Origin of the sequence: Psychrobacter sp. JCM 18901 (assembly GCF_000586435.1) — a bacterium.
GTDB lineage: Bacteria > Pseudomonadota > Gammaproteobacteria > Pseudomonadales > Moraxellaceae > Psychrobacter.
Genome location: NZ_BAWH01000004.1, coordinates 69,769 through 87,202, shown reverse-complemented (window position 1 = coordinate 87,202; position 17,434 = coordinate 69,769). Strand labels below are relative to the sequence as shown.

At 43.6% G+C, this 17,434-nt stretch carries 19 protein-coding genes and 3 pseudogenes; 8 read left to right on the top strand and 14 right to left on the bottom strand.

Annotation, left to right across the window (positions count from 1 at the left end):
* Positions 1–320: 320 nt before the first annotated feature.
* Together TT11_RS04855 and TT11_RS04850 are read right to left on the bottom strand one after the other, a co-directional pair.
* On the bottom strand, positions 321–857 hold the full coding sequence (locus TT11_RS04855; RefSeq protein WP_261869275.1) for a cytochrome c5 family protein: 537 nt from the start codon (positions 855–857) through the stop codon (positions 321–323).
* A gap of 125 nt (positions 858–982) precedes the next feature.
* Positions 983–1,354 (bottom strand): hypothetical protein, encoded by a 372-nt coding sequence (locus TT11_RS04850; RefSeq protein ID WP_261869274.1) that lies wholly within the window; start codon positions 1,352–1,354, stop codon positions 983–985.
* A gap of 696 nt (positions 1,355–2,050) precedes the next feature.
* Here TT11_RS04850 and rpsU point away from each other — a divergent pair.
* A pseudogene (rpsU, locus tag TT11_RS04845) lies at positions 2,051–2,267 on the top strand (30S ribosomal protein S21).
* 204 nt (positions 2,268–2,471) lie between these two features.
* Positions 2,472–2,921, top strand: coding sequence for a GatB/YqeY domain-containing protein (locus TT11_RS04840; protein WP_057758141.1), 450 nt, complete (start codon positions 2,472–2,474; stop codon positions 2,919–2,921).
* Between the two features lie 42 nt (positions 2,922–2,963).
* Here TT11_RS04840 and TT11_RS04835 read toward each other — a convergent pair whose 3' ends face one another.
* From TT11_RS04835 to TT11_RS04825, 3 genes are read right to left on the bottom strand one after another with little or no spacing between them, the layout of a single operon-like run.
* Entirely contained in the window at positions 2,964–3,857 is an 894-nt protein-coding gene (locus TT11_RS04835; protein WP_261869273.1) for a tetratricopeptide repeat protein, read from the bottom strand.
* 11 nt (positions 3,858–3,868) lie between these two features.
* Positions 3,869–4,000 carry a hypothetical protein gene (locus tag TT11_RS04830; protein ID WP_261869272.1) on the bottom strand — a complete coding sequence of 44 codons (132 nt, stop codon included), beginning with the start codon at positions 3,998–4,000 and terminating at the stop codon, positions 3,869–3,871.
* A complete protein-coding gene (locus TT11_RS04825; protein WP_261869271.1) occupies positions 3,963–4,568 on the bottom strand; it encodes a M48 family metalloprotease in 606 nt (201 codons plus the stop codon). Before TT11_RS04825 ends, TT11_RS04830 begins: the two co-directional genes overlap by 38 nt.
* Positions 4,569–5,072: 504 nt before the next feature.
* Between TT11_RS04825 and TT11_RS04820 the strand changes: the two genes are divergently transcribed.
* From TT11_RS04820 to thiS, 4 genes are all read left to right on the top strand, one after another.
* Positions 5,073–5,528: a sulfurtransferase TusA family protein gene (locus TT11_RS04820; RefSeq protein ID WP_261869269.1), complete on the top strand. Its 456-nt coding sequence runs from the start codon at positions 5,073–5,075 to the stop codon at positions 5,526–5,528.
* Between the two features lie 243 nt (positions 5,529–5,771).
* Positions 5,772–6,635: an RNA polymerase sigma factor RpoH gene (gene rpoH / locus TT11_RS04815; protein WP_197099889.1), complete on the top strand. Its 864-nt coding sequence runs from the start codon at positions 5,772–5,774 to the stop codon at positions 6,633–6,635.
* A gap of 24 nt (positions 6,636–6,659) precedes the next feature.
* Positions 6,660–7,034, top strand: a complete 375-nt coding sequence (locus TT11_RS04810; protein ID WP_261869268.1) for a DUF423 domain-containing protein — start codon at positions 6,660–6,662, stop codon at positions 7,032–7,034.
* A gap of 126 nt (positions 7,035–7,160) precedes the next feature.
* Positions 7,161–7,361, top strand: coding sequence for a sulfur carrier protein ThiS (gene thiS, locus TT11_RS04805; protein ID WP_057758131.1), 201 nt, complete (start codon positions 7,161–7,163; stop codon positions 7,359–7,361).
* Positions 7,362–7,583: 222 nt separating this feature from the next.
* On the opposite strand, the gene hpf is transcribed toward thiS, so the two are convergent.
* The 5 genes from hpf to TT11_RS04780 all read right to left on the bottom strand — a co-directional run bounded on the left by hpf (position 7,584) and on the right by TT11_RS04780 (position 9,970).
* Positions 7,584–7,964 carry a ribosome hibernation-promoting factor, HPF/YfiA family gene (gene hpf, locus TT11_RS04800; RefSeq protein ID WP_261869266.1) on the bottom strand — a complete coding sequence of 127 codons (381 nt, stop codon included), beginning with the start codon at positions 7,962–7,964 and terminating at the stop codon, positions 7,584–7,586.
* A gap of 361 nt (positions 7,965–8,325) precedes the next feature.
* Entirely contained in the window at positions 8,326–8,502 is a 177-nt protein-coding gene (locus TT11_RS04795) for a hypothetical protein (protein WP_261869352.1), read from the bottom strand.
* Positions 8,486–8,878, bottom strand: coding sequence for a hypothetical protein (locus tag TT11_RS04790; protein ID WP_261869265.1), 393 nt, complete (start codon positions 8,876–8,878; stop codon positions 8,486–8,488). The genes TT11_RS04795 and TT11_RS04790 overlap by 17 nt, the downstream gene beginning before the upstream one ends.
* An 83-nt stretch (positions 8,879–8,961) precedes the next feature.
* Positions 8,962–9,402, bottom strand: a complete 441-nt coding sequence (locus tag TT11_RS04785; protein ID WP_261869350.1) for a hypothetical protein — start codon at positions 9,400–9,402, stop codon at positions 8,962–8,964.
* Positions 9,386–9,970 (bottom strand): hypothetical protein, encoded by a 585-nt coding sequence (locus tag TT11_RS04780; RefSeq protein ID WP_261869264.1) that lies wholly within the window; start codon positions 9,968–9,970, stop codon positions 9,386–9,388. Before TT11_RS04780 ends, TT11_RS04785 begins: the two co-directional genes overlap by 17 nt.
* Before the next feature lie 288 nt (positions 9,971–10,258).
* Between TT11_RS04780 and TT11_RS04775 the strand changes: the two genes are divergently transcribed.
* On the top strand, positions 10,259–11,062 hold the full coding sequence (locus tag TT11_RS04775) for a nitrilase-related carbon-nitrogen hydrolase (RefSeq protein ID WP_261869263.1): 804 nt from the start codon (positions 10,259–10,261) through the stop codon (positions 11,060–11,062).
* A 98-nt stretch (positions 11,063–11,160) separates the two neighbouring features.
* On the opposite strand, the gene TT11_RS04770 is transcribed toward TT11_RS04775, so the two are convergent.
* The 4 genes and pseudogenes from TT11_RS04770 to TT11_RS04755 form a co-directional block, all read right to left on the bottom strand.
* A complete protein-coding gene (locus TT11_RS04770; RefSeq protein ID WP_261869262.1) occupies positions 11,161–12,177 on the bottom strand; it encodes a tyrosine recombinase XerC in 1,017 nt (338 codons plus the stop codon).
* Between the two features lie 46 nt (positions 12,178–12,223).
* Positions 12,224–13,109, bottom strand: a pseudogene (gene dapF, locus TT11_RS04765) (diaminopimelate epimerase).
* A 329-nt stretch (positions 13,110–13,438) separates the two neighbouring features.
* On the bottom strand, positions 13,439–14,815 hold the full coding sequence (gene lysA / locus TT11_RS04760; RefSeq protein WP_261869260.1) for a diaminopimelate decarboxylase: 1,377 nt from the start codon (positions 14,813–14,815) through the stop codon (positions 13,439–13,441).
* Positions 14,816–15,129: 314 nt separating this feature from the next.
* Positions 15,130–15,318, bottom strand: a complete 189-nt coding sequence (locus TT11_RS04755) for a lipoprotein (protein WP_261869259.1) — start codon at positions 15,316–15,318, stop codon at positions 15,130–15,132.
* Between the two features lie 805 nt (positions 15,319–16,123).
* Here TT11_RS04755 and TT11_RS04750 point away from each other — a divergent pair.
* Positions 16,124–17,354 (top strand): annotated as a pseudogene (locus tag TT11_RS04750) (acetate/propionate family kinase).
* Positions 17,355–17,434: the final 80 nt, after the last annotated feature.

Genomic DNA, 17,434 nt, shown 5'->3' with positions numbered 1-17,434 from the left:
TTCGTGCTATTTTTATCGCACTTTTATCTTACATCATTTTGAGAAACTGGATAACTATAGTCAAAGAACTCTAAAATGAGTACAAGGCAGCCGACTGCAGATTGTACAAGTAGTACATCTAAGGAGGGTAACGCCGTAGCGGTTTAGTAGTTCACCGACTATAATACAATCAGCCACACACTATCTCAAATTCGCTTGATACAGCTGTATATTCTCAGACTGGCATGACAAAAAGCGTGCATAAAAAAACCGTCATTGTCAGTCACAATGACGGCCAGTTTAGCAAATTTCAATAGCTTACATACTCTATATATACCGTATCAGCTTACCGACGCTAGCATATAATCAACAGCTGCTTTAACTTGTGCTTCGGTCACACCATTCACCGCTTGTGCTGGCATTTTATTAAAGCCTTTAGCCGAGTGCATATATAGCGTCTCTTTGTCTTTGGTTAGACGAGCTGCCCAAGCCGCTGTATCACCATACTTTGGCGCATCGAGCAAACCTGCAGCATGACAAACCTGACAGTTTGATTCATACAGTTTAGCACCTGCATCTGCGGCCAACACTTCAGGCTCAGAATCAGTTTCAGGTGTTGCCACTGATTCATCTACTATGTCGGCAGACTCTGTTGCTGCTTTTGATTCTGTGTCTGCTTCTGGATCAACCATAGACTCAGGCGTCGTGCCTTCGGTTTCTGCTACAGCTGTTTCTTCTACAGCGGTAGCTGGTTCATTGGCTGCTGTCGACTCTTCCGTAGCTGTGTTATCACCACTACAAGCACTCACGGCAAATACCACACTCATGCTGATCACAGACAATTTCAGCTTGTTCATATATGGTTGTATATCAATCATGGTTTTACCCTTACTTAGTCAGTCTGCAATCAATTAATGATGCGTTATATCAGCTTAAAGTACTTACATATACGACCAACGACTGTTTAATAGTCAATTAAGCTAATAGTCCATTGACTACTAAATTACTCAGCAGTGGCTGCAGCTGTATCGTCAGTAGCCGCCATATCAGCGCTGTCAGTAGGAGCAGCGGCTGTATCCGCACTATCAGTAGCTGCTGCTTCTGTAGTATCAGCGTCAGCCGTTCCTGCTTCAGCAGTAGCTGTACCGTCAGCTTCTGTACTAGCTGCATCAGTCGCTGGCATTGGTGCTGTCTCTGGGAATTCCATTTCTTCAGCTGGTGGCGCATTTTTGATGGCAAGCTCAGCAGCTTCGTCAACGCGATCGATTGCCATTACTTCTTCATGCTCTTCACCGCCACTACAAGCGCTCACGCTCACACCTAAAGCTACAATAAGTGCGGTGCTTAATGCCGTGTTAAATACTGTTTTTTTCATTCCAACATCCTCAATAAAATACACACAAAACGGTTCATAGGCTTACTAGGGTCTATTGAACTTTCAAATGTGGTGCTGGCAGTCACTATTTCTTAGACAATATGCAGTAAAATTGTTGAAGCCTAGTCATTCTAGGTTAAACTATTTCGCCATATATTGACAAAAAGAGTACTGCCCTCCACTCGAGCACAGCTCTTGCCTTGCGAACGGGCAAAGCAGTGCTTTGCTCGATCCGTTCTCAAGCTGATGCTAAAATTACCCCAACCGTTGTTGAAAACCTAGCTAAGGTCTCGACATTATCGTCGGTTTTCGCCTAGTTTAGTGTAACTTTAGCTATCAGCAGTCCTAATATTTGAATGTTCAATAGACCCTATAATATGGGAATTATCATAGCATAAACTCCAATCAAACCGTTATAGACGGTAGGGATTTTTTATTGATAAAGCGTTGTATATATGTCGAATTCATAGTTTGAGAGCCAAATTCAAATAGCTATCTAATTGAACAACCTATCGGCAATAAATACTTAAAATCATTGACTTTGTTGGTATTTTTTATTAAAATACCTGCCCTTACGCTAACGCGTGAGAATTGTCCTAGTTTGAGCTGATGCCTGTAATCTTGAGATATTACGGCTAAATACTAATACACAGCCAAACTAATGCCCTTATATCTCATCCTAATCGAGGAGTCTTCATGCCTGCAGTTAAGGTTAAAGAAAACGAACCAGTTGATATCGCTATCCGTCGTTTCAAACGTGCTTGTGAAAAAGCTGGTGTATTATCAGACGTACGTAAGCGTGAGTTTTATGAAAAACCAACGCAAGTACGTAAGCGTAAAAAAAGCTGCTGCCGTAAAGCGTTATAAAAAGAAGTTACAACGCGAAACTATTCGTACCACTCGTATGTACTAATCAGTAATCTGATTAGCTAAGTACAAGCGCTACACTAACGCCACTGTTATCAATCGATATCAGTGGCGTTTTTTTATGCTACAATTTTTGTTATTACTGCTGACATAATTTTTTTATTAAAACCACTATCAGCAGGTTTTGTTCTAAAATTTAACAAACGACCTCTAACGAATAGCATTTAACAGATCGATAAGGATAATAGCAGTGAGCCAACTTAAACAGACGTTATCAGATAATATCAAAGTTTCAATGAAAGCTCGTGAGCTTGAGCGCGTCAAAGTACTGCGCAACGTACAGTCAGTAGTGAAACAAATCGAGATTGACCGTCAGACAGAACTTGATGATGCGCAAGTATTAGAAGTTTTGCAAAAACAGCTAAAGCAGCGCCAAGAGTCACTAACTATTTTTACAGAAAATGGCCGTGATGACTTAGCCACCAAAGAGCAGTTTGAGATTGATATTATCAACGAGTTTATGCCGCAGCAAATGAATCAAGACGAGATCATGGCATTGGTAAATGCTGAAATCGCTGAGCAAGGTGCTACGTCTATGCGTGATATGGGCAGCGTCATGGGTGTCTTAAAGAACAAAACAGCTGGCCGTGCTGATCCTGCTTTGATTTCTAAAATGGTCAAAGATGCGCTACAAGGCTAGCACTTGCTATTGATTGGCAGGCTACTCTGTACAAATAACCGCCTAAGGCTTAAAGTCTTTGGCGGTTTTTATTGCTTTGAGTTCTGCATTAATATTGGCCAATAACGGACGCGCACTATTGGCTTGATCCGTGGTTTGCAGGTTTTCCGTCAACTGTTTGGCTTGCGTCAAAGAGGTCAGCGCACTCTCATAGCGTCCATTCCATAGCTGATCATAACTGCGATAGCGCAATGCATTAATCGTCGCGATATTGGCTAACTGTGGTGAAGTGGTGGTCTTAGCAAGTTTTTCATTGGCAAGTTGCAAGCTTTGCCATGCATAACGATCGCTTGGCTGCTGTTCTGTTAGTGGCTTCAACAGCGCTTGAGCTTTTATCGGTTGATTACTGTTAGTCAGCGCTTCGGCCAGATAAAGGCGTAAGTCTCGGCGCTCAGGATAGAGGCGCTGTTGGCTCTCTAAGACATCTACGGTTTGTTGCCACTTACCTTGTTCACTTAATAACTGACTGTGCGTAATCGACAATAGAGGCTCTAAACTCTGACGCTGTGTGCTTGATAACGCACTTATCTCGGCCAATACCTTGTTGGCATCTGTAAAACGCTGCTGCTCTCCATACCAATGCATTAGCGCAAGTTTGGCCCCAAGACTGTTTTTGGCGGCCGTTGTCAACGTCACTTCAGACGCATGTTTACCAGTCACTTGCACACGCCAATACAACAAATCAAACAATGCTTGATGGCGCTGCTGCTGGCTCAATGAGAGCGCTGGATACTGCTGAGCGCGACTTTGTGACTCGCTCAACCGCTCATTACTCAGAGGATGTGAGCGTACAAAGCTCGGTAAAAATTGATTCTCAACTTGATTTAACTGACTCTGCTGATTCATCGTGGCAAAGAACCGTGGCATCGCCCGAGGATCATAACCCGCTTGGGTCATAATCTGCATCCCTACTCGGTCAGCCTCACGCTCGTTACTACGCTAAACGCCATGCTGCTATTCATAGAAGCCGTTTGACTGCCCATCATCACAGCCGCAGCGGCATCACCATCGACAGCTGAAGCAGCAATCGCGGCTAGCATACCGCCTAGCTGCATCAGCAAGGCTTTTTTTACGTTCGTCAGCGCCGCTTTCGTAGTGTCGTTGACTGATATGTGCGACTTCATGCGCGACGACGCTCGCCAGCTCATCCATGCTACTAGCTGACAGGATCGTCCCAGTATTGATACCGATTACACCACCAGGCGCTGCAAAGGCATTGATACTAGGATTATCAATAATAACAACGCCAAGTGGTGCTTGCTGACGAGCTTGAGCATTGAGACGCCACGTCATGTCTTTTATCGTTTCTTGTACCCAAGGATCATGTTCCATTCTGACACGGCCATTGATATTCTGTAATGACCACTCGCCAAGCATTTTGTTTTGATATTGCTCAGCAAAGCTCAATCCTTGTCCGCGCAAATTTGGTAGCTCTAGCGTCTGCGGATCTGTGACTTGCCACGAGCTATCAGCCAATGGCAGCGTTTGACTCTCACGACTATGCGCACCACTAGCCATGGCTAGTAGCATCATTGACAGCCCTACCTTGATACTACTTGGCAAAGCGACACTCATAAAATGACGTTTACCTTTTTGCTTAGACAACATAATTGGTAAGCCTACGGAGTTTTTGGCTACTAAAGAGTTATTGCTGTCGGGTCGCTTCGTTCTATGAGCGTGGTACAAGTGCATATCCTATAAGATGGTTAACGACGTCTTTTCGACTATACGAGCTTGTTTATACAAGGTCAATTCTACAATGAACTTAACTACCAATAACTTAGCCACCCGTCACGATTGCGCAACATGGCTGTGTAATTATTTATTGGGCTATTATTTATGCAGTAAGTCTCAATCGTATAACTATTAATCGAGCAATTGCTAATCGTGCAACTCTTGGTTATATGATTCTAGTGAACCGAACACAGCGTTGATTATATTCAACTGCAACTATACATTGTCTATTTGGTATAATAAGCAACAATGATAGTAGGTTAGATGACTGTGATGGCGACCTCATAATTTATGATTTCTGGATTATGTTCGTACTCAATATCAAAGCCTATTATTAATAAAGCAAATTAAAATATAGATATCTACAAGGTTTAAGTTATGCCCGCTGCTAGTGAATTAGTCATCGAACGTGTATCGCATTCTATACAGTTATCAGCGAATTTAACTGATGCACAGCAGAGCGACATTGCAAGTTTATTAGAGCTGCTACCGACTGAAAATCATAACTCAGATAATATAGCTACATCGCAATCTGAACTAAATATAAAAGGTTTCGTTGATGGACGCGGTCTTGCATGCCCGATGCCATTGTTAAAAACTAAGGTCGCATTACGTGACGTAACAGTTGGCGAATCACTGTATGTGGTTGCAACTGACCCCAACTCGCAAGCTGATATCACAGCGTTTTGTCGACAAAGTCAGCAATCACAGACGGCAGATTATTTGAAGCTAGTGGTCAATGAAGTTACTGACCATTCGTCAGTTGATGGCACATCATTACAGCGTTTCGCTACAATATATCACTTCATCATTACCAAAACTGATAGCAACTAAGCGCTGCTATCCTTTACAATCAAATCATAAAGATTTTTATCTGACTATTTGCTTAACTATTTAACCAAGGTCAAGAATATGGCTAATACTTCTACTGATGCTGTAAATACAAATAAAAAAAGATGGCTCAGCTCCTATAAAAAAAACGATGCACGCGATGCTGCATTAAAAGCCGCTGCTCAGCGACCACCCTATGACGCGAGTGCATTGGGCAATACCAGTACGCGCGACTTGGTACCAGCTATGCCAACTCACCTGTCAGCGCCAGGGGTCAACTTGGGTGCGTATATCAATACTGTCCATCAAATTCCTATTTTGACGCCGGTACAAGAGCAAGAGTTGGCGCATCGCTATTATGATGAAGGTGATGTCGAAGCCGCTCGTCTACTGGTGATGTCGCATCTACGTTTTGTGATTCATATTGCGCGTAGTTACTCGGGCTATGGATTGCCGCAAGCAGATTTAATCCAAGAAGGTAACTTAGGATTAATGAAAGCAGTCAAACGTTTTGACCCGAATAAAGGCGTACGTTTGGTATCCTTTGCCGTACATTGGATCAAAGCTGAAATTCATGAGTTTGTGATTCGCAACTGGCGTATCGTCAAGGTTGCGACCACCAAGGCTCATCGTAAATTGTTCTTTAACTTGCGCAGCCTTAAGAAAACCAACAATCAGCTGACACTAGAAGAAGCGGATGCTATCGCTAATGACTTGAATGTCACGCGCAAGCAAGTGTTAGAGATGGAATCACGTCTAACCTCTTATGACGCTTCGTTTGAAGCGCAGTCGAGCGACGATGATGATGGTCGCTATGCACCGCAGCTATTTTTGGAAGACGGTATCGATCCAGCTGAGCAGTTAGAGGAAGCGGATTGGGAAGAAAACAACTCATCAGCACTCATCGCTGCTATGGGTACCTTAGATGATCGTTCACGCGATATCGTTGAGCAGCGCTGGTTGTCTGAGCAAAAATCTACTTTGCATGAGTTAGCAGCGGTTTATTCTATCTCAGCTGAACGCGTCCGTCAGATTGAGAAAAATGCCATGGACAAGATTCGTGATGCGATGACCATTGATAGTGTAATTTTGCCAGATGATATTCAGTAGCCTTAAGATGATACGAGTTGTTCAATGTTAAATTGGATCGGTATTGCAGCAATTAATATGGCTATCGCCGTGGCCTTAGGTGCATTTGGTGCGCATGGTCTAGAAGGTCGTGTCAGCATTCAACAACTTGAGTGGTGGCATACGGCAACGCTATATCTTTTTGTACATGCGCTTGGATTATTGCTTGTTGGCTTACTGATTCGTTTGAAATATATTACTCAGACGACCGCTTGGTTATTACAAATTGGCATTATCATTTTTGCTGGTAGTTTGTATGCCATGACGCTTGGTGCACCGCGCTGGTTCGGTGCGATTACGCCTATTGGCGGCGTTCTTATGATTGCAGGTTGGCTATGGTTGGCCGTTTCCGTCTTTCGATTAAAAGATTCAGTTAACTGAGCTGTTTAATAATTAATGTGATTTTAGCTCTTTGCATTAGCTGCAATGAATTATCAGTAATAAAATACAAGATACGTAGTGAATAGCAGATAAACAGGAATTTTAATTTAGTAGGGAGTATTTAATATGAGCACCATTAGTGTCAATGGTAAAAGCTTGCAAACCACTCATCAGACTGTACAACTGGTTATCAATGAGCTTGGTCTTAGTCAGGGTCGTTACGCTGTAGAAGTAGACGGCGAGTTGATGCCAAAAAGCGAGCTTGCTCAACTACGTATTGTAGAAGGTATGAATATCGAAGTAGTACAAGCCGTCGGCGGCGGTTAACAATGTTTAGATAGATAAGGTTGAGCTGACAGCTAGTTCATTTTCGTTCTAAATTTACTAACTAAGTTTACGAATGCTAGAAAAGACCTCAACGTATTACACGCTAGAGGTCTTTTTTTATGTCAATTACAAACTAATGCAGTAGCTACTTATAAATTTTTTTTATTCTCTTAGTCTACTTTCACTAGCTTGTAACGATAATGTTCAAAGTTTAGACTCGAACTATGCTGCTGGTACTGCTTCTGCAGGGGTTAGATCCTGATAGCGACTATCGCGTCCTGCACCCTGAGTCTTTTTGCGCTCTTGACGGGTTTTATATTTACGTACTTGTCTATCTAGCTTGTCTGCCATCTCGTTAATGGCTTTATACATATCATCTTCATACGCTTGGACAAACATTTCTTGACCCGAGACACGCATAATTGCTTCAGCTTTATAGCTCTTTTTACCGCCGTCGCTAGCACCGCTATTGTCTAACGATAAAATCACTTGAATACTTTGTATCTGATCAAAGTGACGCTCTACTTTTTCAAGCTTCTCGCGTACTGCTGTGTCCATAGCTTCTGTAACGCTGATATGATGACCACTGATAGAAACATTCATATTGTTGTCCTTTTATTTGTAACTTACAATCAACAGATGAGGTAGCATTCTTGCTCTTGTCATCCTGCCTTACCACTAACTATCCCAATGCCTCTAGTAATGTGTCGACGTATCCTTTTATCGTCTCCTTTATTAGTTGTAAATAAATACTATAAATCGGCGTTTGGTGTTCGTTGTTGGTATGACTCTAATTTGTCATGAAAATCGCTCAGTAGCAAGCCGTTAAATTGTAATTAAGTGTAACAATACCTATTATTTCTACTTGGTTTCTATATAATCAAAAAAATTTTATTTTTTTATATCTTGCCACAGAAATATCAATGATTACTCAAAATTGTTGCAGATGGCTGTATTTAAACGATTAATACTTCTGTTTGCGCTGAGTAGATGAGCCAATATTCATGGCTTCACGATATTTGGCAACAGTTCTTCTGGCAATATCGATACCATCTGCCAATAATTCTTTTTGAATACGGCTATCCGATAGCGGTTTTTTGGGATCTTCATCAGCGATTAGTTTTTTAATCATGGCACTGATGGCCGTTGATGAGATATCGCCATCCGAACTGCTGACGTGAGAAGAAAAAAAAGTGCTTTAGTGAAAATAGTCCTTGCGGTGTCAAAATCGTCTTACTGGTAGTGAGACGTGAAACGGTGGACTCGTGTAGATTTACTTCTTCTGCGATTGCCCTTAGAATAAGTGGTTGCATGGCCGTCGCACCGTGCTGCAAAAACTCCTGCTGATAACGCACAATACTGGTTGCTACTTTTAATAGGTTTTGGTTGCGCTCTTCGATACTGCGGATAAAGAGGCGCGCATCGGTGAGGTTTTCACGTAGATATTGGTTGTCCGGACTGTCATCACCGCGTTTGACTAATTTGGCATATTCTTGGTTGACTCGCAGCTTCGGCAAGGTGTCAGGATTGAGGCGTACATGCCAACCGTCTTCTAATGCCTCAGTATTGGCAGTGGCTTTACGACTCCTAATGGGTGTGACTAATACATCTGGAATATCGTAACTGTCCGGCTGCTGGTATAATCAGGCTGGTTGATCTGAAAGAGTAATCCGGGTGAAGGGTTTAAGGTGCGCAGTAAGTTAAGCGCAGGGGTGATGTTCTCAGGGGCAAGGCCTGTGCGTTCAGTCAGTGCTTTAATATTGTTACTGACTAAATGCTCGCCCGCCGTTAGCAGCGCTTTTGCTTCTTTGAGATATTGAGTATTGGCGTCTAGCTTGGATAACTGAATCGCTAGGCACTCACTCAAATGACGTGCGCCAACGCCAATCGGATCGCAAGATTGGATCATACGCAATACGGCCATGACCTCGTCGTACTCAACGCGTTCATCCCACTGATAAAAGTTGGCCATGGTATCAAAGCTCTGTAGCAGCTCATCGATATCAATTCGTATGAATCCCATGTCATCCATAGAGTCCATCAAATACTCTGCAATCAGGGTGTCCGCTTCTGATAGCGCTTAAAGTTGAGCTGCAACGTACGTGATCTTGGATAGTCGACGAAGTACCGCCCTGATAACTATCAAAATCCTCATCGCCTCTATTATTGCCTGCGCCTGTTGATGTCGAAGCGTAATTCTCTTTATCAAAACTGCTAGCATCGAAGCTATCCGTCTCAAAACTGCTGTCACTATCCATCGCTCCATCATCAATACTAGATTGCTGCAGTTTCTCCCAGCTGTCAGTGCTATCGTCACCATAGTCTGTATGGTTATCAGATCCTGCGCTAGATGCGTCACTGCTGCTTTGATTCCAGCTATCAAGTGTTAATGACTCGCTTAGCTCATCTGCTCTATCGTCACGGTTATTCTCGTACTCGTCATCATCCTCTTCGATACGTTCAAGCAGCGGATTACTATCCAGTTTGGCTTGAACCTCTTGTGCGAGCTCAAGACTAGAAAGCTGCAGCAATTTAATGGCTTGCTGCATTTGCGGTGTCAGTTTTTGTGAGGTGCTTAGCGTGCTCGCCAATCCGAATGACATACTCATGGGCGGCTTATTACACTCCAGTCTTGGTCATATTGTATTTATTTTGCCAATTAAGGCGATGATGTCACCTTAACAGGACATGACGATAGCATTTTTTTTATCACAATTTTGCTATGATAATTTATATTTTGTCCGGATACGTTTGGTCTGCTATCGATAGTAGACTACCATCTTGGCAAGGATGAGCTATCTATAATTATGAGCAATCTGTTTATTACCGCGAAAATATTATAATAAATAAATTACGGTAAATGGCCAATACAGCTCACACTCAATAGGAATATTGTCATGAATTCAAGTAACCATCAACTTAACGTGGCTGCTATTCAAATGAACAGTCAGCAGAATGTTGAGGATAATCTAGCAGATATCAAAGCCGCTATCACAGATGCACAAACTCAAGGGGCTGAGCTTGTTGTATTGCCTGAGAACTGCTGTAGTATGGGACAGCAATCTGCTACTGCCGAGCGTTTTGATGACTTATCAGCGACGATAGCAGACTATGCCCGCACCGCTGGTATCCATGTACTAGCAGGCTCGTTACCCTGCCATTATCGCCCTGATGGCACTATCGTTCCTGATGGTAGATTGCGCCAAGTGAGCCAGCTGTTTGCACCAGATGGTACCCGTGTCGCACGCTACGACAAGATTCATCTGTTTACCGCAACTGTGGCTGATAAGCATGGCAGCTATAACGAAGCGGCGACCTTTGAGCCGGGTACGCAGACCGTAATTGCGCCACTAGCAGTAGGCAATACAATCTACCAACTCGGCATGATGGTATGTTTTGATTTGCGTTTTCCAGCATTGGCGCAGCGCCTGCGACAAGCTGGTGCTGAACTATTGAGTGCACCTTCTGCCTTTACTTACTTGACTGGACAAGCGCACTGGTCGTTGTTGTTACGTGCTCGTGCTCTAGATAGTCAATGTATGGTCATTGGCGCAGCGCAAGGTGGTGATCATCTCTACCAAGATGGTAGTACCGTCAGACATGGGGGCATGCAGCTATTACAGCGTTTGATAGTACTGTTATCGCAAGCTATGACGATAGCGAGTTGGATAAACAATATGCCATCGTCATGGCGTCATTAGACAAACAAGCGCAAGAGCAAGGCCGTCAGAAACTGCCTATCTTTGACTGTCATCGTTTGGCATAGATTATTAATTACAGTAGATTTCGTGCCTAATTGCTAGGACAAGTCTTCATTTTGAGCATGAGTTGCTCGTGGATGCGCGCGATCATAAACCTGCGTTAATTTTGCAAAGTCAACGTGGGTATAAATTTGCGTAGTACTAATATCACTATGCCCGAGCATCTCTTGTACGGCGCGCAAGTCGCCACTGCCTGACAGCATATGTGATGCAAAACAATGACGCAATAGATGTGGATACATATTCTGTGCAATACCTGCACGAGTAGCAGCGACTTTTAAACGCTGCTGCACTGCCCGTGTTGATAATCTGGTACCGAGCTTTTCACTGATGAATAGTGCGTTATCCATCTGCTCTACCCACAGATTACGATGTGGTAGGTAACGATTAATCGCTTCTGCGGCCTTTATTCCTAATGGCACTAGGCGTGTTTTATTTCCTTTACCTGTGACTCGCACCCGCAAATCAGACAAGTCCACATCTGCCGTATCGAGTGCGACCAACTCGCCAACACGCAAGCCACTACTATAGATCAGTTCGAACATGGCCTTGTCACGCAACCATAATCGCGCTTGCTCTGGTGTATCAGGAATCTCTTGATCGAGTAGCTGAGTTAGTAAATCGACATCAGCGATAGAAGGCAGCGGTCTAGGACTACGTTTAAGTTGATAGCCAGTGGTTGGGTTGATACGTGCTAACTCTTCTTCAATCATCCAACCATAAAAATGCCGAATCGCAGACAACTCTTGCTGGACACTGGCAAGCGCCAGCTTATCTTCATCGAGACGTTGACTGATATGCTGGGCCAGTTGCCGTTTATCACAGCGTGTCCACGTTAGGCACTTACCACGCAAAAATAACGCCAGTTGATTTAAACCAGCGAAATAAGCGGTCAGAGTATGCGGCGAATGGTTGCGCACAGACAACGTATTGAGCCAACGATGCACAGGTGCTAGCAGCTCACGTAACGCTGTGTCCGACTCGATAGTAGCGGCCAGCTCAGTAGATAGCCAAGGTGCTGAGCTCGCCGCCTGACTGTCTTTATCAATGGACATATTAGAACCATCCTTGGCATTTATACCATGTGCCTAATAACGGCTATCAGCTATCAGCACTGGGTTTAAGTCCCGCTTGTGCCATCAGCCATCTGGCTAAACACGCCTTCATAAACGAAAGCGGTCGGTCCCGTCATCATAACTGAATAACCTGGCTGCCATTTGATAATCATGCTGCCACCATATAGCTGCGCGCGGACTTCCTCACCTTCATCAAGCCAGCCTTCACGTATACCAACAGCCACTGCTGCACAAGCACCCGTACCACAAGCTTGGGTCTCACCCACACCGCGCTCGTACACACGCAAACGAATATGGCGCTGATTCATCACTTGCATAAAGCCCACATTGACACGATCTGGAAAGGCAGGATGCGACTCAATTGCTTTGCCTAAAGTCTCAACCTCAGCATCAAGTACGTCATCGACTTTTATCACAGCGTGCGGGTTGCCCATATTGGCAACGTACAGCTGTACAGGTGTACCATTTACATCAAGATGATAGGTGTTTTGGATTTTGGTCGTCGCTCTTGGGCTAAACGGAATCTCATCTGGCTCAAATTTAGGCTTGCCCATATCGACATCTACCCAACCGTAACGATCAGTAGTCAGGGAAATAATACCGCTGGCCGTCTCAACGCGTAGACGCTGCTTAAATGACAGTTTACGTGCCTGCACAAAACGTGCGAAACAACGCGCGCCATTGCCGCATTGTTCGACTTCGGTGCCATCAGTATTAAAAATACGGTAACTGAAATCGACATCAGGGCGCATGGGTGGCTCGACTACGAGCAATTGATCAAAACCAATGCCTAGGTGACGATCGCCCAATAACTGCACCAAATCCTTGGTCAAATCTAAGCGCTGGGTCACTAAATCAATGACCATGAAATCATTACCCAACCCATGCATTTTAGTAAACTCTATTAGCATATCTTTGATGTCCTATCCTATTTTTATGTATGCCTTATCTTAGCACGCTGTCAGATACAATCATAATAATACCAATCCCAAAAAATACGATTAGCGGTGTCAAACTTGTTTAGTCTACAGTGAGTAGTACTTGCACTCGTTTTCCTTGCTACTCTAATTTTTGTGAATGGTGTTGCCTTCAACTAAAGGCATGCCTTCAATTAAGAATCAGCTTTAATTAAAAAACACTTTCCTCAAAATCCAGTCATAAAAAAACCCATTGTCATTATCACAATGGGTTCTCTTCAATCATCAAATACGGCGATAGTTTTGGCTCGTCTTTAATCGCCTTACTGCGCCTGCCACAACGCTTCATCTGCATATAACGCTTCAATTGTTTCGCGCTTGCGAATAAGCTGATGATTATCGCCCGCCACCATGACTTCGCTAGCACGCGGACGTGAGTTGTAGTTGCTGCTCATGGTAAAGCCATAAGCACCTGCCCCCGTGATGGCCAACACATCGCCTGTGGCTAATGATAATAGGCGGTCTTTTGCCAAGAAGTCACCCGTTTCACAAATAGCGCCAACGATGTCCCATGGCTGCGTGCCATCCGTATCGATACCATCGCTAGGCAATACGCTTGGAATCACCGCCATCTCAGCTTGATATAAAGCAGGACGAATCAAGTCATTCATAGCGGCATCAACGATAGCAAAGTTCTTATGTTCAGTCGGCTTGAGTACGTCAACTTGAGTCAATAGCACGCCAGCATTGGCAACGATACTACGACCTGGCTCAAAGAACACGGTCAAACCAAGCTCGCTAAGTTTTGGCAATAATGCTTGGGCAAACTCATCGATAGACACAGGCGTCTCATCAATATAGCGCACACCTAAACCACCACCCAAATCGATATGCTGTAACTCAATACCTGCGTCACGCAGGCTATGTATCAGCTCAATAACTTTATCTAATGCTGCAACAAATGGCTCTACTTCAGTCAACTGCGAGCCGATATGACAATCAATACCAACGATATCTATATGTGATAAATCAGCCGCTTGCTGATAAACCGCTAATGCGTCTTCGTGAGTGATACCGAACTTGTTGTCTTTAAGACCTGTTGAGATATATGGATGGGTTTTGGCATCGACGTTAGGGTTGACGCGCAACGAGATTGGCGCAGGCTTATCGAGTGACTTTGCCACTTCATTGATTAAAGTCAGCTCGCTGATAGATTCAACGTTAAAACAGCCGATACCTTGAGTCAGCGCATATTCGATATCACTGTACGTTTTGCCCACACCTGAGAATACCACACGTGATGCTGCGCCACCTGCGGCTAACACACGCGTAAGCTCACCGCGGGAGACAATATCAAACCCAGCGCCTGCCTGTGCCAAGACACCAAGCACGGCAAGGTTAGAGTTTGCTTTTACGGCATAGCATACTTGATGATTCAGACTGGCGAAGCTATCAGTATAAGCTTGATAAACATCCAATATTGCCTGCTTTGAATACACGTAGCATGGTGTGCCATATTGTTTTGCTAGCTCATCAATACTGACCTGCTCCATATACAATGCATCGTCGCGATAGCTGAGCGCTGGCAAGTGAGCACTCAACGCTTTCGGGTCAACATATAGCCCTTGCTCAGTTTGGATAGTAACGGATTCGCCAGTAGCAGAATCGGTCAAGTCAGCAGGTAGTTCAGAATGACTCATATAAACATCTCTAATATAATCAGATTATCAAGGGTGAAAATTAAATTTAGGTAGCAAAACTCTAAAGCTATTTAGTCAATCAGGCAGTAAAGAATCGACAGTTAGTTAAATTGTTAATTAACAAGCACCTAACCGCTATCCATTGGCTCAGTTTAGCGATTATTAGCTTAGCAGTTATTGGCTCAGCAATTAATAGTCGTTAGGATCGGTGCTAGGCTCAGGCAATACCATTTGCTCTTCTAGGTAGCGGTTTTTTTGATAGTTATCATCGTCGATACCCGCAAAGGCTGCATCTTGTGGATGGCTAGTACTATCTAGTACAGACGCACTGCCTCTATCGTTTGACTACTAGAGTCTGCCAGATATAGATCGCCTTTTTGCCCGCAGCCTGACAATCCTACCATAACCGCACTACCAATAAATAAAGTGGCGACAGCCTGACGACTGGTACGAGCGAACGAGCTAGCATGCTTGGCTGCTGAAGGGCTGTGTATAGTAGACATATAATAGATAACCTGTGAGCTTACGACGGCATAATGGCGTTAGTAAATCGTGATAAATAAAAAATAAGTGGACAGCTAAACTAGCAGTTAAAGCACTGTCGTTATGACTATTTTAATCATAGCATTATTACATAAAGCTGTACGGATACTGAATATGATTGGTGAATAAATTTGCGTGATGTTGGATATTTTCTAAAACATTAGTCGAATTTTTATAGTAATATCGTCTGCGAGCTTAGATATGAAAGTATGACATATGGGTATCTCGACAATATTTCTTACAATTTCGTGAGTCATAACCCTGCTATGTCACCCATACAAGTTATCCACTTATATTTCTATAACTTACTGAATATAATTGATTTATTTTATATTTAGCCATTTATTAATCACACATTTTAAACCTTACCCCTGTCGTGGTGTAGAAACAAAAATGTGTTACATTATATTCCCAGTTTGCAGCGGCAATAGGATGCTAGCCTGAGATGCAGACGCATTACCTCATAAGCATGGATGCATAGCACTGTCAGAAATAGTAGCCCAAGTATAAACAAAATCGCCAATATGCTTGCTTGGTATGATCAGCATATATATGGCTTATTTTTATTTACTCGACGGTTATCAACTTCATCAATTCCATATAACAATGACATCATGTCTCAGCTGTGAGCCTTACTACAGCACTTGAGATATCGGTGATGTAGTATTTGATGATAATAAAACAGGACGTGGCAATAGACGTCTTTTTTTGTATCGAACGATATAATTGATTTGCCCTTTATAAAAACCAATCTAAGGATAGAGTATGAGCGCCAACCTAAGCACCACTTTTGATGATAAGAACAGTGAAACATCAACCCTAACCAGCCCCACTTTAGTCCTCAACTGCGGTTCGTCTTCTATCAAATACGCGTTGATTAGCGATGACAATTCTACTCGTATCACCGGTCTTGCCGAAAACTTAGGTCTCGATACAGCCCGTATCAAACACACCACGCTAAATGGCGATAAGTTAGAGATTTCTATCCCTGGTGGTAGTCACAAACTGGCACTACAAAAAATCCTAGAGCTACTAGAACAATATCACTTTATCGCTGTCGGGCACCGTGTGGTACATGGCGGCCGTGAGTACTCTGAAGCGGTTCGCGTTGATCAGCACGCGTTGGAAGAAGTAAAACGCCTAAAAATATTGGCTCCACTACATAATCCTGCCAATGCTTTGGGTATTGAAGCGGTTCAAGCTATTTATCCTGATATCCCACAAGTTGTGGTATTTGATACCGCCTTTCACCAAACTATGCCACCCGTCGCCTTTCGCTATGCGTTACCAAAATATCTATACGAAGAGCACAAAATCCGTCGTTATGGCTTCCATGGTACATCTCATGCATACGTCTCAGAACGTGCTAGCCAAATCACTGAAGCAAAAGGTCCTCATGGCTGGATAACCGCACATCTAGGCAATGGTTGCTCAGCAACTGCCGTATATGATGGCAAAAGTCTCGATACCAGCATGGGTCTGACCCCGCTTGAGGGACTGATGATGGGCACACGTAGCGGCGATGTCGACCCAAGCTTACATATGCATCTGAAACGTCAGCTCGGTATTAGCCTAGAAGAAACGGATAAGATGCTGAATAGTGAAAGCGGTCTGCTTGGTATCTCTGGTCTATCAAATGATTTGCGTACTATTGAGCAAGCCGCGAGCGAAGGTCATAAAGATGCGCAGCTCGCCATCGAGATGTTCTGCTACCGTGCTGGTAAATACCTCGCCAGCTTAAGCTGTGCACTGCCTGAATTCACCGGTATTGTATTCACAGGTGGTATCGGCGAAAACTCTGTCACCACGCGCGCAAGTATTTAGCGTCATGCGTCATTTCGGTATCAAAATGGACGCTGAAAAGAACGCTGGATTGTATGGTGGCCAAGAAGGCAGCTTCCAAGCAGAAGGTAGCAGTGTCGAGCTGTGGGTTATACCAACAGACGAAGAATACCGCATCGCTCAAGAGACTCGTCAAGCATTGAAATTAGTATAAGACGATTGATTATAATGCCTAGCGCTTATCTTGCGAGACGCTTATAAAAAGCTGAAAACAAATAAGATAAAGCGCTTGGT

Excerpts from the sequence above, each read along its gene's own strand:
- TT11_RS04835 (WP_261869273.1), bottom strand. The coding sequence starts at position 3,857 with ATGACCCAAGCGGGTTATGATCCTCGGGCGATGCCACGGTTCTTTGCC.
- TT11_RS04785 (WP_261869350.1), bottom strand. The coding sequence starts at position 9,402 with ATGGACTCTATGGATGACATGGGATTCATACGAATTGATATCGATGAG.
- TT11_RS04850 (WP_261869274.1), bottom strand. The coding sequence starts at position 1,354 with ATGAAAAAAACAGTATTTAACACGGCATTAAGCACCGCACTTATTGTA.
- thiS (WP_057758131.1), top strand. The coding sequence starts at position 7,161 with ATGAGCACCATTAGTGTCAATGGTAAAAGCTTGCAAACCACTCATCAG.
- TT11_RS04775 (WP_261869263.1), top strand. The coding sequence starts at position 10,259 with ATGAATTCAAGTAACCATCAACTTAACGTGGCTGCTATTCAAATGAAC.
- TT11_RS04825 (WP_261869271.1), bottom strand. The coding sequence starts at position 4,568 with ATGTTGTCTAAGCAAAAAGGTAAACGTCATTTTATGAGTGTCGCTTTG.
- TT11_RS04855 (WP_261869275.1), bottom strand. The coding sequence starts at position 857 with ATGATTGATATACAACCATATATGAACAAGCTGAAATTGTCTGTGATC.
- TT11_RS04755 (WP_261869259.1), bottom strand. The coding sequence starts at position 15,318 with ATGTCTACTATACACAGCCCTTCAGCAGCCAAGCATGCTAGCTCGTTC.
- rpoH (WP_197099889.1), top strand. The coding sequence starts at position 5,772 with ATGCCAACTCACCTGTCAGCGCCAGGGGTCAACTTGGGTGCGTATATC.
- hpf (WP_261869266.1), bottom strand. The coding sequence starts at position 7,964 with ATGAATGTTTCTATCAGTGGTCATCATATCAGCGTTACAGAAGCTATG.
- lysA (WP_261869260.1), bottom strand. The coding sequence starts at position 14,815 with ATGAGTCATTCTGAACTACCTGCTGACTTGACCGATTCTGCTACTGGC.
- TT11_RS04830 (WP_261869272.1), bottom strand. The coding sequence starts at position 4,000 with ATGCTAGCCGCGATTGCTGCTTCAGCTGTCGATGGTGATGCCGCTGCG.
- TT11_RS04820 (WP_261869269.1), top strand. The coding sequence starts at position 5,073 with ATGCCCGCTGCTAGTGAATTAGTCATCGAACGTGTATCGCATTCTATA.
- TT11_RS04770 (WP_261869262.1), bottom strand. The coding sequence starts at position 12,177 with ATGTCCATTGATAAAGACAGTCAGGCGGCGAGCTCAGCACCTTGGCTA.
- TT11_RS04810 (WP_261869268.1), top strand. The coding sequence starts at position 6,660 with ATGTTAAATTGGATCGGTATTGCAGCAATTAATATGGCTATCGCCGTG.
- TT11_RS04780 (WP_261869264.1), bottom strand. The coding sequence starts at position 9,970 with ATGAGTATGTCATTCGGATTGGCGAGCACGCTAAGCACCTCACAAAAA.